The 13,816-nt window shown below is 65.6% G+C and carries 8 protein-coding genes; all 8 read left to right on the plus strand.

From position 1 onward, the window contains the following. Positions 1-108 precede the first annotated feature (108 nt). Entirely contained in the window at positions 109-624 is a 516-nt protein-coding gene (tssE, locus tag ACZ5BO_RS00300; RefSeq protein ID WP_025130790.1) for a type VI secretion system baseplate subunit TssE, read from the plus strand. Further along, complete coding sequence (gene tssF / locus ACZ5BO_RS00305) at positions 621-2,480, plus strand: type VI secretion system baseplate subunit TssF (RefSeq protein WP_464697630.1); 1,860 nt, start codon at positions 621-623, stop codon at positions 2,478-2,480. The genes tssE and tssF overlap by 4 nt, the downstream gene beginning before the upstream one ends. After that, the gene (gene tssG, locus ACZ5BO_RS00310; protein ID WP_025130788.1) at positions 2,444-3,496 is read left to right on the plus strand and encodes a type VI secretion system baseplate subunit TssG; all 1,053 of its coding nucleotides are present in this window, start codon (positions 2,444-2,446) and stop codon (positions 3,494-3,496) included. The genes tssF and tssG overlap by 37 nt, the downstream gene beginning before the upstream one ends. Further along, positions 3,489-6,164: a type VI secretion system ATPase TssH gene (gene tssH, locus ACZ5BO_RS00315; protein WP_025130787.1), complete on the plus strand. Its 2,676-nt coding sequence runs from the start codon at positions 3,489-3,491 to the stop codon at positions 6,162-6,164. The genes tssG and tssH overlap by 8 nt, the downstream gene beginning before the upstream one ends. Positions 6,165-6,293: 129 nt before the next feature. Next, complete coding sequence (locus tag ACZ5BO_RS00320) at positions 6,294-8,234, plus strand: type VI secretion system Vgr family protein (RefSeq protein ID WP_464697632.1); 1,941 nt, start codon at positions 6,294-6,296, stop codon at positions 8,232-8,234. 15 nt (positions 8,235-8,249) lie between these two features. Next, a complete protein-coding gene (locus tag ACZ5BO_RS00325) occupies positions 8,250-8,675 on the plus strand; it encodes a DcrB-related protein (RefSeq protein ID WP_025130785.1) in 426 nt (141 codons plus the stop codon). Positions 8,676-8,678: 3 nt separating this feature from the next. Beyond that, on the plus strand, positions 8,679-13,115 hold the full coding sequence (locus tag ACZ5BO_RS00330) for an RHS repeat-associated core domain-containing protein (protein ID WP_464697635.1): 4,437 nt from the start codon (positions 8,679-8,681) through the stop codon (positions 13,113-13,115). Continuing rightward, positions 13,063-13,794 carry a hypothetical protein gene (locus ACZ5BO_RS00335; RefSeq protein ID WP_464697637.1) on the plus strand — a complete coding sequence of 244 codons (732 nt, stop codon included), beginning with the start codon at positions 13,063-13,065 and terminating at the stop codon, positions 13,792-13,794. Before ACZ5BO_RS00330 ends, ACZ5BO_RS00335 begins: the two co-directional genes overlap by 53 nt. The last annotated feature ends 22 nt before the right edge of the window (positions 13,795-13,816 follow it).

Here is a 13,816-nt window from a genome sequence, read left to right on the forward strand (position 1 = left end):
GCACTCGCCGCCTGTGGCAGCGGCTACAGGTCTGAGCGTTGTCGAGTCTGTGGCAATGCCCCTTTTCCTGACGTCATGCCTGCGCAATCCGATCCTGGAGCGAACCCTTTGGTAACCGACATCGCCGCCCGCGATCGCTTGCAACCCTCTTTACTGGATCGTCTGACCGACGATGAACCCGGCAACCTGAAAGAAAGTCCGGACAAGCGCGTGCTCTCTCTGAGCCAGCTCAAGGCTTCAGTGCTGCGCGACCTCGCCTGGCTACTGAACACCACGTCCTTGCTGGAAGCCGACGCCACCCTGCACACCCCCGCCGGCACCTCGGTGGTCAACTACGGCCTGCCGGCCCTGGCCGGGTACAGCGCCTCGAGCATCGATATCCCGGCCCTGGAGGCGCTGATCCATCAGGCCATCGCCACCTTTGAACCGCGAATCCTGCGCAGCAGCCTGCGGGTGCGTGCCCGCACCGCCCCCGGCGAGATGAACCACAACGCCCTGAGTTTCGAGATCGAGGGCGATCTGTGGGCCCAGCCGATGCCCCTGCGCCTGCTGCTGCAAACCGACATGGACCTGGAATCGGGCCATGTGCGAGTGGTCCATGCCGACTCCCGGAGGCGCTCATGAACCCGCGCCTCTTGGAGCTGTACAACCAGGAACTGCACCACGTGCGCGAGAGCGCCGCGGAGTTCGCCAAGGAATACCCGAAGATCGCCAGCCGCCTGACCCTGTCGGGCATGGATTGCGCCGACCCCTATGTCGAGCGCCTGCTGGAAGGCTTTGCCTACCTCACCGCGCGGGTGCAGCTCAAGCTCGACGCCGAGTACCCGACCTTCACCCATAACCTGCTGGAGATCGCCTACCCGCACTACCTGGCGCCGACCCCATCGATGACCGTGGTGCAGCTGCAGGCCGATCCCGACGAAGGCTCCCTGAGCAGCGGCTTCACCCTGGAGCGCGGCACCAGCCTGCGCGCCGCCCTGAGCCGCGACACCCAGACCTGCTGCGAGTACCGCACCGCCCACGCGGTGACGTTGTGGCCGCTGCAGGTCAGCCAGGCCGACTACTTCGGCAACCCAGCGGCCGTGCTCGGGCGCCTGGCCGCCAGCGAACCCAAGGCCAAGGCCGGGTTGCGCCTGACCCTGCGCACCGGCGCCGAGCTGCCATTCAACAGCCTGGCCCTGGATGAGTTGCCGCTGTACCTCAATGGCAACGACGAACAGCCGTTCCGCCTCTACGAGCAACTGCTGGGCAATGCCTGCGCGATCTTTGCCCGGGCCCCGGGTGGCGACTGGGTCGAACGCCTGCCCCTGGACGCCCTGCGCTCCCGGGGTTTCGACGATCGCGATGCGGCCCTGCCGGTGGTGCCCCAGGCTTTCCAGGGCTACCGCCTGCTGCAGGAATACTTCGCCCTGCCCAACCGTTTCCTGTTCGTCGAGTTCACCCAGCTGAGCCGTGCGGTACAGCGTTGCGCCGGCCAGGAGCTGGAGCTGATCGTGCTCTTCGAGCGCTTCGAGCAGAGCCTGGAAAGCAGTGTCGCTGCGTCCCAGTTCGTGCCCTTTTGCACCCCGGCGATCAACCTGTTTCCCAAGCGCCTGGATCGCATCCACCTGTCCGACCGGGTCAACGAACACCATGTGATCGCCGACCGCACCCGGCCGATGGATTTCGAGGTGCATTCGCTGACCGCCATCAGCGGCCATGGCACCGGCCCCGAGCAACCGTTCCTGCCGTTCTACGCGGTACGCGATCCGTCGCGCTACGGCCGCGACCAGGCCTACCACATCGTCCGCCGCGAGCCACGGGTGCTGTCCAGCGACCAGCGGCGCAACGGTCCGCGCTCCACCTACATCGGCAGCGAATCCTTCGTCAGCCTGGTGGACAGCCAGCAGGCGCCCTACCGCCACGACCTGCGCCAGCTCGGGGTCAGCGCCCTGTGCACCAACCGCGACCTGCCGCTGTTCATGAACGTGGGCAACGGCAAGACCGACTTCACCCTGGCCGACAGCGCCCCAGTGCAGGCCATTCGCTGCCTGGCCGGCCCGAGCCGGCCGCGCCCCAGCCATGCCCACGACGGCAAGGCCTGGCGGCTGATCAGCCAGCTGTCGCTGAACTACCTGTCCCTGAGCGAACAGGGCCAGGGCGCGGCGGCCCTGCGCGAGCTGCTGCGGCTGTACGGCGACAGCAACGACGCGGCCCTGCAGCTGCAGATCGAAGGCCTGCGCGAAGTCAGCAGCAAGGCGGTGACCCGACGCCTGCCAATGCCCGGGCCGATCGTCTTCGGCCGTGGCCTGGAGATCACCCTGGAATTCGATGAAAACGCGTTTCGCGGCACCGGGGTGTTCCTGCTCGGCGCCGTGTTCGAGCGCTTCCTGGCACGCTACGTGTCGATCAACAGTTTTACCGAGACGGTGATCCGTACCACCGAACGCGGCGAGATCATGCGATGGAAAGCCAAGCCCGGACGTCGTCCGACTCTTTGAATACGCTGGCGGCGATGCACGCCGAGCCCTGGGAGTACGACTTCTTCCAGGCCCTGCGGCGTATCGAATGCCTGTCGCCGCAACTGCCGCGCTTCGGGCACTCCCTGCGCCTGGCGGACGATCCCTTGCGCCTGGGGCAACAGGCCGACTGCACCTTCGCCCCCGCCACCCTGGCCTCGGTCACCCCCGGCAACGAGGGCGCCAGCACCCGCCTGGAGCAGTTCTTCTTCGGCCTCGGCGGGCCCAACGGACCGCTGCCGCTGCACCTCACCGAATACGTGCGCGAGCGCCAGCGCAACAACGCCGACAGCACCAGCAAGCGCTTTCTCGATGTCTTCCACCACCGCCTGCTGAGCCTGTTCTACCGGGCCTGGGCCGAGGCCCGGCCGACCGTCAGCCATGACCGCCCGGACGACGACTACTGGTCGGCGCGGCTGGCGGCCCTGAGTGGCCGAGGCATGCCCAGCCTGCTCAAGCAGGGGCTGATAGCCGACACCGCCAAGCTGCATTACAGCGGCCATCTCGCGGCCCAGACCCGCTACCCCGACGGCCTACGGGCGATCATCAGCGAGTATTTCGGCCTGCCGGTGGCGATCGAGGAGTACGTCGGCCAGTGGCTGGAACTGCCGGAGCGCAGCCGGGTCGGGGTCCAGGCACACCAACTGGGGGTGGATTTCTGCCTGGGCAGCCACGTCTGGGACCGCCAGCACAAATTCCGCATCTGCCTGGGTCCGCTCAAGCTCGACGACTACCTGGGCATGCTGCCCGACGGTCAGCAGTTCAAGGAGCTGGTGGCCTGGGTCGCCGAATACCTGGGGCACGAACTGGACTGGGACCTGAACCTGGTCCTGCTCAAGGACGAAGTGCCCAGGCTGCAACTCAACGGCCGCCAGCGCCTGGGCTTCAACACCTGGCTCGGCCAACCCGGCAGTGATGCCAAGGATCTAATACTGGCCCGGCACTACGCCGATCAGGCCACTACCTCACGTACACCAAGGAGCACAGAGCATGGGTGAAATCAGTCGCGCGGCACTGTTCGGCAAGCTCAACAGCGTTGCCTACAAAGCCATCGAGGCCGCCACGGTCTTCTGCAAACTGCGGGGCAATCCCTATGTGGAACTGGCCCACTGGTTTCACCAGTTGCTGCAGCTGCAGGACTCTGACCTGCACCGCATCATCCGCCAGTTCAACCTGGAGCCGGCGCGCCTGGCCAAGGACCTGACCGAGGCCCTGGACCGCCTGCCCCGGGGCTCGACCTCGATCACCGACCTGTCGTCCCACGTCGAGGAAGCGGTGGAGCGCGGCTGGGTCTACGGCAGCCTGATGTTCGGCGAAAGCCAGGTGCGCACCGGCTACCTGGTGATCGGCCTCCTCAAGACCCCGAGCCTGCGCCACGCGCTGCTGGGCCTGTCCCGGGAGTTCGACAAGATCAAGGTCGAGGCCCTGAGCGAGCGCTTTGACGAATACGTCGGCGACTCGCCGGAAAACGCCCTGAGCGCCAGCGACGGCTTCAATGCCGGCGCAGTGCCCGGCGAAGCCAGCGGCGCCATGGCCCCCAGCGCCCTGGGCAAGCAGGAAGCCCTCAAGCGCTTCACCGTCGACCTCACCGAGCAGGCCCGCAGCGGCAAGCTCGACCCGATCGTCGGCCGCGACGAAGAGATCCGCCAGTTGGTCGACATCCTCATGCGCCGCCGGCAGAACAACCCGATCCTCACCGGTGAGGCCGGGGTGGGCAAGACCGCGGTGGTGGAAGGCTTCGCCCTGCGCATCGTCGCCGGCGACGTGCCGCCGGCGCTCAAGGACGTCGAACTGCGCAGCCTCGACGTCGGCCTGCTGCAGGCCGGCGCCAGCATGAAGGGCGAGTTCGAACAGCGCCTGCGCCAGGTCATCGAGGACGTCCAGGCTTCGCCCAAGCCGATCATCCTGTTCATCGACGAAGCCCACACCCTGGTGGGGGCCGGTGGCGCCGCCGGCACCGGCGACGCGGCCAACCTGCTCAAGCCGGCCCTGGCCCGTGGCACCCTGCGCACCGTGGCCGCCACCACCTGGGCCGAGTACAAGAAGCACATCGAGAAGGACCCAGCGCTGACCCGGCGCTTCCAGGTGGTGCAAGTGGCCGAGCCGTCGGAAGACAAGGCCCTGTTGATGATGCGCGGCGTGGCCTCGACCATGGAGCAGCACCACCAGGTGCAGATCCTCGACGAAGCCCTGGAAGCCTCGGTCAAGCTGTCCCACCGCTACATCCCGGCGCGCCAGTTGCCGGACAAGTCGGTGAGCCTGCTGGACACCGCCTGTGCCCGGGTCGCCATCAGCCTGCACGCGGTGCCGGCCGAAGTGGATGACAGCCGCCGACGCATCGAGGCCCTGGAAACCGAGCTGCAGATCATCGCCCGGGAACTGGCGATCGGCGTGGCGATCGGCAACCGCCAGGTCAACAGCGAGAACCTGCTGGCCGCCGAGCGCGAGCGCCTGGCCGAACTGGAAGACCGCTGGGCCCAGGAGAAGACCCTGGTGGACGAGCTGCTGGCCACCCGCGCCCAACTGCGCGAGCAGGTCGGCGTGGTGGACAGTGATGCCGGCGACGCCAGCCACGGCCTGCGGGAGAAACTGGTGGACCTGCAACAGCGCCTGAGCGCCCTGCAGGGTGAAAACCCGCTGATCCTGCCGACCGTGGACTACCAGGCGGTGGCCTCGGTGGTCGCCGACTGGACCGGCATCCCCGTGGGCCGCATGGCCCGCAACGAACTGGAAACAGTGCTCAACCTCGACCAGCACCTGAAGAAGCGCATCATCGGCCAGGACCACGCCCTGCAGATGATCGCCAAGCGCATCCAGACCTCCCGTGCCGGCCTCGACAACCCGAACAAGCCGATCGGCGTGTTCATGCTGGCGGGCACCTCCGGGGTGGGCAAGACCGAAACCGCCCTGGCCCTGGCCGAAGCCATGTATGGCGGTGAGCAGAACGTCATCACCATCAACATGAGCGAGTTCCAGGAAGCCCACACCGTGTCCACCCTCAAGGGCGCCCCGCCGGGCTACGTGGGTTATGGCGAAGGCGGCGTGCTCACCGAAGCGGTACGGCGCAAGCCCTACAGCGTGGTGCTGCTGGACGAGGTGGAAAAAGCCCACCCGGACGTGCACGAGATCTTCTTCCAGGTGTTCGACAAGGGCGTCATGGAAGACGGCGAAGGCCGTACGATCGACTTCAAGAACACCCTGATCCTGCTCACCACCAACGCCGGCACCGAGCTGATCGCCAACGTCTGCAAGAACCCCCAGGACGTGCCCGAGCCGGAAGAGATCGCCAAGGCCCTGCGCCAGCCATTGCTGGAGATCTTCCCACCGGCGCTGCTGGGGCGCCTGGTGACCATCCCTTACTACCCGCTGAGCGACGACATGCTCAAGGCCATTACCCGCCTGCAACTGGGGCGGATCAAGAAGCGCGTGGAAAGCACCCACAAGGTGGGTTTCGATTTCGATGACCAGGTGATCGATCTGATCGTGTCCCGTTGCACCGAGACCGAAAGCGGCGGCCGCATGATCGACACCATCCTCACCAACAGCCTGCTGCCGGACATGAGCCGCGAGTTCCTGACCCGCATGCTCGAAGGCCGTGCCCTGGCCGGGGTACGCATCAGCCAGCGCGACAATGAGCTGCACTACGACTTCAGCGAGCCGACCTGACCCCGCGCCTCTGCAGGAGCCGGCTTGCCGGCGAAGCGCCCGCCACGGTGACGAACCTGGCGCCTTCGCGAGCAAGCTCGCTCCTACCGGGGGCCGGCCAGGCACACCACGCATTCAACGAGACTGATGATGTTATTTCAGCAATCCACACGACTGGCACAGGTCAACTGCCCCCTGGGACCTGACGTCCTGCTGCTCAAGAGCATGAGTGGCGGCGAGGAACTGGGACGCCTGTTCGACTACCAGCTGCAACTGACCTCCAGCGACGCCAGCATCGACCTCAACCAGTTGCTGGGCAAGCCCATGGGCTTGAGCGTGCAGCTGGATGGCGGCGGCCAGCGCCATTTCCACGGCATCGTCGCCCGTTGCAGCCAGAACATCGACAGCGGCCAGTTCGCCAGCTATCAAGTGACGCTGCGGCCCTGGCTGTGGCTGCTGAGCCGCACCTCCGATTGCCGGATTTTCCAGAACCTGAGCATCCCGCAGATCATCAAGCAGGTGTTTCGCGACCTGGGGTTTTCCGACTTCGAAGATGCGCTGAGCCGCCCCTACCGCGAGTGGGAATACTGCGTGCAGTACCGCGAGACCAGCTTCGATTTCGTCAGCCGGTTGATGGAGCAGGAAGGCATCTACTACTTCTTCCGCCACGAAAAGGGCCGCCACGTGCTGGTGCTGGCCGACGCCTACGGTGCCCACAGCAGCGTGCCGGGCTACGCCTCGGTGCCCTACTACCCGCGGGACGAACAACAGCGCGAACGCGACCACATGTTCGACTGGCACCTGGCCCAGGAGGTGCAGCCCGGCTCTCTTGAACTCAACGACTACGACTTCCAGCGCCCCAGTGCGCGGATCGATGTGCGCTCGGCCATGCCGCGCCCGCACACCGCCGGCGACTACCCGCTGTACGACTACCCCGGCACCTACGTGCAGAGCAGCGACGGCGAGCACTATGCCCAGACCCGCATCCAAGCGCTGCAAAGCCTGCATGAGCGCATCGAGTTCAGCGGCAACGCCCGGGGTCTGGGGGTGGGCAACCTGTTCACCCTCAGTGGCTTCAGCCGCCAGGACCAGAACCGCGAATACCTGATCGTCGGCATCCGCTACTACCTGGTCCAGGAAAGCCTGGAAAGCGGCGCCGGCGGCGGTTCGGCGCAATTTGAAAGCAGCCTGACCTGCATCGACGCCCAGCAGAGCTTCCGGCCCCTGGCCAGCACCCACAAGCCCATGGTCCAGGGCCCACAGACCGCGCGGGTGGTAGGCCCGTCCGGCGAGGAAATCTGGACCGACCAGTACGGCCGGGTCAAGGTGCACTTCCACTGGGACCGCCACGACCAGTCCAACGAAAACAGCTCCTGCTGGATTCGCGTGTCCCAGGCCTGGGCCGGCAAGAACTGGGGCTCGATGCAGATTCCGCGCATCGGCCAGGAAGTCATCGTCAGCTTCCTGGAAGGCGATCCCGACCGCCCGATCATCACCGGCCGGGTGTACAACGCCGAGCAGAGCGTGCCCTACGACCTGCCGGCCAACGCCACCCAGAGCGGGATGAAGAGTCGTTCGAGCAAGGGCGGCAGCCCGGCCAACTTCAACGAAATCCGTATGGAGGACAAAAAGGGCGCGGAGCAGCTGTACATCCACGCCGAGCGCAACCAGGACATCGTGGTCGAGGTCAACGAAAGCCATTCGGTGGGCAACAATCGCAACAAGAGCATCGGCCACGACGAGTACGTGACCATCGGCAACAAGCGCACGCGGATCGTCCAGCATGTGGATGAACTGCGGGTCGGCGAGAAGAAGCTCGACAGCGTCGGCCAGAGCTATGTGATCGAGGTCGGCGAGCGCCTGCGCCTGGTGTGCGGGGCCAGCATCCTGGAGCTCAACGCCAGCGGCCAGATCAACCTGTGTGGGGTCAACATCAGTGTTCATGCCTCCAGCGACGCGCAGATCAACACCGGCGGCGTGCTGCACCTGAACAACGGCGGCGGTCCGGATACCACCACCGAGGGCCAGGGTGTACAGGGCGCCATCAGCGCCCAGGTGAAAGCCGCCTTCCCCACGGCCACAGGCCAGTAACCGGATGCTTGCACCATGACTTACCGCCTCAACGAAATGCACTTCCAACTGCCCGCCAGTGAATTGCAGGATGCCTCAATCAACATCCTCAAGTTCCCGGCACTGGGGACCTCGCTGATCGTCAGCCGCAGCCTGCTGGCCGACGGCGAGACCCTGGAAAGCAGCCTGGCCAGCCAGCTGCAGCGGCTCGAGCAACAAGTCCAGGAACTGCGCTACCAGGCACCGCAAGCGGTGCTGCTGGGCCCAGCCCGGGACATCCCCGGCCAGGAGTTGCGCAGCCAGTTCAGCAAGGGCAGCGAGCGGGTATTCCAGTACCAACTGGCCCTGGTGCTGCCCGGCACCCGGCAGATGCTCGCCATGAGCTACGTCAAGGCGCAGCAACTCGGCGACGCCGAGGCCGCCCATTGGGCACAGATCAAGAACACCCTGGTCCTGGGTTGAGCCATGTCTGACGCCTTGTGGGCCGCTCGGCTGGGCGACGGGCTGGAACACACCTCGATGATGGCCGACATCCTCGGCGGTGTGCTCGAGGTGGCGGCCAACGTGGCCATCGGCGCCCTGGCGACCATGGCGGTGGCCGCGGCAGCCGGGATCACCGTGGCCACCGGTGGCCTTGGCGCCTGCGTGCTGGGGCTGGTGGTGGGCGTGGTGGTCGGCGTGGTGATGAGCAAGACCGGGGCCGACAAGAAACTCAGCGGATTATGCGAGGACATCGGCAACGCCCTCTTCCCGCCCTCGATCCAGGCCACCATCGCCAGTGGCTCGACCAAGGTCCTGACCAACCACAAACCGGCGGCCCGCGCCGCCGGCACTGCGCCGCCGTCGCGGATCAGCGGCGACGGCGCCGAGGAAGGCGAGGCGACTGACACGCCCTCGGCGACTCCACAGGAGGACGCGGGATTCCTCGACATGGCCAAGGCGTTCTTCTCGCAGATGTGGCGCCCCACCGTGGCCTCCCCGGCTCCGGGTTCCGAGCCCAAGGACCAGGACCTGGTGACCTGCACCAAGCACCCGCCGATGCCCTTGCAGTACCTGGCCGAGGGTTCGGAAAAGGTCAGCATCGAGGGCCAGCCCGCGGTGCGCAGCGGTGATCGCAGCACCTGCGACGCCAAGGTGGTGTCCGCCGGCCCGATCTCCCCCGACGTGACCATCGGCGGCGGCTCGGTGGTGGTGCGCGAGATCCGCAGCGGCAAGACCCCGGGGGTGGGCCTGGCGGTGAGCGTGCTGATGATGCTCAAGGGCGGCAAGGGCAAATTCCTCAGCAACCTGCCGTGCATGCTGATGGCGGGGGTCAACTCCTTTGTCGTGGGCCAGGCGACCAACGCCCTGACCCGGGCCATCGCCGGCTCGCCGAACCCGGTGCACGCGGCGACCGGGGCCAAGGTGCTGGGGGACGACGAGGACCTGGATTTCGTGCTCCCCGGCCTCCTGCCCATCGACTGGCAGCGTTTCTACAACAGCCATGACCTGCGCCGCGACGGGCTGTTCGGCGCGGGCTGGAGCGTGCCCTATGAAATCAGCGTGGAGATCGACACCCACGAGGGTACCCAGCGCCTGATCTACTGCGACGAGCAGGGCCGGCGTATCGACATGGGCTGGGTTGCCCCGGGCGCTGCCGTGTTCTGCCCGGGGGAAGGGCTGAGCGTGAAGCACAACGCCGATGGGCGCTTGCTGATCGAAAGCGAAGATGGCCTGTATCGCCTGTTCGAACCGAGCCCGGCCCAACCGTCGAGGTTGCGTCTCGGCTTGCTGGGGGACCGCAATGACAACCGCATCCATATCGACTACGACGAATCGGGGCGCATCAGCGGCCTGCACGATGCACACGAACTGACTCGGATCGCGCTGACCTACAGCGCCACCTGGCCACGGCGAGTGGCGTGCATCGAGCGCCTCTACGCCGACCAACAGCGCGAGCTACTGGTGCGCTACGACTACGATGCCCAGGGTGACTTGGCCGCGGTGCACGACGCCAATGCCCAGCTGCAACGGTGCTTCGCCTACGACGCTGGCCGGCGCATGACCGAACACCGGCTGCCCACCGGCCTGCGCTGCTTCTATGAATGGGCCTGCATCGACCAGCGCGAATGGCGGGTAGTCCGGCACTGGACCGATGACGGCGCCGACTACTGCTTCGACTATGACTTGCAGGCCGGTACCACGCGCATTCGCGACGGCTTGCAGCGCACCAGCCTGCGGCGCTGGAACGCCCAGCAGCAGATCACCGAATACATCGACAACCTGGGCCTGGCCTGGCAGTTCGAGTGGAACGACGAGCGCCAGCTGCTGAGCGCCACCGATCCCCAAGGCGGCCAATACCGGTTTGGCTATGACGAGACCGGCAACCTGTGCTCGGCCACCGACCCACTGGGTCGTGCCGAGACCACCCTGTGGCTGGAGCACTGGTCGCTGCCGCTGGTGCACACCGATGCGGCAGGCAGCAGCTGGAGCTACGCGTACGACCAACGGGGCAACCGCATCCGCGAAACCGACCCCCTGGGCCAGGTCACCCAATACCGCCATGACGCCCGAGGCCTGGTCGTGGAAGTGATCGACGCCAGCGGCAAGAGCAAACACCTGCACTGGAATGACGCCGGGCAGTTGGTCAAGCATGTCGACTGCTCGGGCCTACCCACCACCTTCGGCTACGACCGTCGCGGTTGCCTGCAAGTGGTGACCAATGCCCTGGGCGAGCGCCAGACCTACGAACACGATACCAATGGCTATCTACTGCAAAGCCAACTGCCGGACGGCCGCATAGAACGCTTCCAGCGTGATGCCAGCGGCCAGTTGACCGCCTACATCGACCCCGCCGGCCATGCCACGGGCTACCAGTACAACACTCGCGGCCAGGTCCAGCAGCGTACCGACGCCCTGGGCCGGCGTGTCGGCTTCAGCTACGACAGCTACAGGCGCCTGCTGGCCCTGACCAACGAAAACGACGAGAGCTATGGCTTTTCCTGGGATGCCGGCGATCGCCTGATCGCGCAACAGAACCTGGATGGCGGCGCCCGGCGCTACGCCTATGACCCGCTGGACAACCCGACCCGTATCGAGTTCGTGCCGACACCCCACAGCGACCACCGGCTGGCAGCGGAATCAACGCCTGCGGCGCCGATCATTCATCACTTGCAGCGCGACCCGGTAGGGCGCCTGATCGCCAAGATCACCGACGACGGGGTGACCCGATACCGCTACGACCCGCTGGACCAACTGACCGCCGTAGAATTCACCGACACCCTGGGGCGCCAGCAACAGTTGGGCTTCGCCTACGATGCCCTCGGCCGCCTGCTGGAAGAACGCAGCGCAGCGGGCAGTCTTGAGCATCACTACGACGAACTCGACAACCTGATCCAGACCCGCCTGCCGGACGGCCGCCAACTGAACCGGCTGTATTACGGCAGTGGCCACCTGCACCAGATCAATCTTGACGGCCTGGTGATCAGTGATTTCGAGCGCGACCGCCTGCATCGCGAAGTGTTGCGCACCCAGGGGCAGATCAGCACCCACAGCGAATACGACCGTTGCGGTCGCTTGCGCTCGCGGGTCAGGCGCCCGGCACAAACACTCGCGGCACTGGCACCCAGCGCCCAGCGCCACTTCGAATTCGACCCCGGCGACCAGCTGATCGGGCGTACCGACCGGCACGCCAACGGCCAGGATCAACACCTGCTGGGCTATGACGCCAGTGGGCGCATCATCGCCAGCCAGGGGCATCTGCACGGGCACAATGAAACCTTCGCCTACGACGCCGCCGCCAACCTGCTCGACGGCCCGCAGGCAGGTGCTGGGCGGGTGCGCCACAACCTGCTGCTGACCTATCAGGACAAGCGCTATCGCTACGATGCTTTCGGGCGCTTGAGTGAGAAGCGCAGCGGCAAGCGAGGCGTACAGCGCTTTAGCTACGATGCCGAACACCGCCTGGTGGAAGTTCAGAACCAGGGCCCCGGCGGTGAAACCCGGGTGCAGATGAGCTACGACCCACTGGGGCGACGCATCCTTAAAAGCGTCCATGATCCGCAGGGTTATCCCCTGGGCGACACCCGCTTCACCTGGGAAGGCATGCGCCTGCTGCAAGAGCACAAGCACTCCCAGAGCAGCCTGTATATCTACAGCGACGAGAACGAATACGAGCCCCTGGCCCGCGTTGACGGCGAGGCTGGCGCGCAAAAGGTCCGTTATTACCACAATGACCTCAACGGCCAACCCGAACAGCTGACCGAAGCCCAGGGTCACAGCGTCTGGCGCGCTCGCTACCACGTCTGGGGCAACACCGTGGAAGAGGTGCGCGAGCCCTACTACATCGAGGAACAGAACCTCAGGTTCCAAGGTCAGTACCTGGACCGGGAAACCGGCCTGCACTACAACACCCTGCGCTATTACGACCCCGACATCGGACGCTTCACCACCCCGGATCCAATTGGCCTGGGCGGTGGCATCAATGCCTATACCTACGCCGACAACCCTTTCGGCTGGATCGACCCGCTGGGCCTGGCACCTTGCGGCGCCGGCGGCAAAGTCCATGGCAACAGCAACTCGAGCACCAAGCCCAACCACGTGTATGTGATCGTCGATACCCGTACAGGGAAGATGATGAAACCGGGGATCAGCGGCCAGCCCCTGAACAAGAACGGCAGCTCCCCCCGGGCGAACACCCAGCTGGCCGCACTCAACAAACCCGTGCCGGGACGTTACAAGGCGGTGATCGTGGAGAAGAACAAGACCCGGGTCCAGGCCAAGGCCACCGAGCAGAAAATCACCGACAAATATGGTGCCCGCAACAGCGGTAAATCGCCCTCGAGCATCCACAAGAGGCCGGTGACGCAAGTTGACACTCGAGATGGCTACACGAAACTATACGGCACGCCAGACAACCGCTAGAACGCACAGCGAACACCCCATGACACTCAACATGCTGACCCTTCAAGAAAGTGATGCGGCCCCACGCACGGTAGGCACCCGCCTTCGCCAACTGAGCCACCCCCTCACTGAAATCTTCATGGCCTTGCTGCCGAAAATCGACGTCAACGGCAGCAGCAAGGTAACCATAGCGCTGGGACCGCAAGGAGATGAAGAGGCGTTCGACAACGTTCTGGGCGTCACCTGCGTGTTCATCGAGGATTTCGACTTCAAGCACTTCCTGGCCCAGGACCCTGCCACGCAGAACAGCCAGTTGCTGGAGCTGCTGCGACAGAACCTGATCGCGATTGCCACCCGCAAAGGCGAGAATGCACAAGCGGTCGACGCGATCAACGCCACCGCCGACGCCGTCGCTCAGGCCCAGTTCCAGTTGACCCTGCCGATCAAGAAATTGAGCAAAAGCAGCAAGGACCGAAAAACCCGCTTCGACATTTTCCGACGCCTTGATTCAACCGTCGGCGAAGCCTGGTACTGCGAGGTCACCCGGCCCGGCGCAGAGGCGGCGGAAAAGATCTGCATGAACGATCTGCCCGGGCTGATCGACCGCCGCGATTTCTTCAAGACGGCCGAAGTGACCGACAGCGGTTACAGCGTCAAGAACCGCTTTGGCAAGGTGGTTTTCCAGGCCCCGCTGGCCTGAGCCGGCGGCGCTGACGAGCCGG

Source organism: Pseudomonas sp. FFPRI_1, from assembly GCF_055384485.1.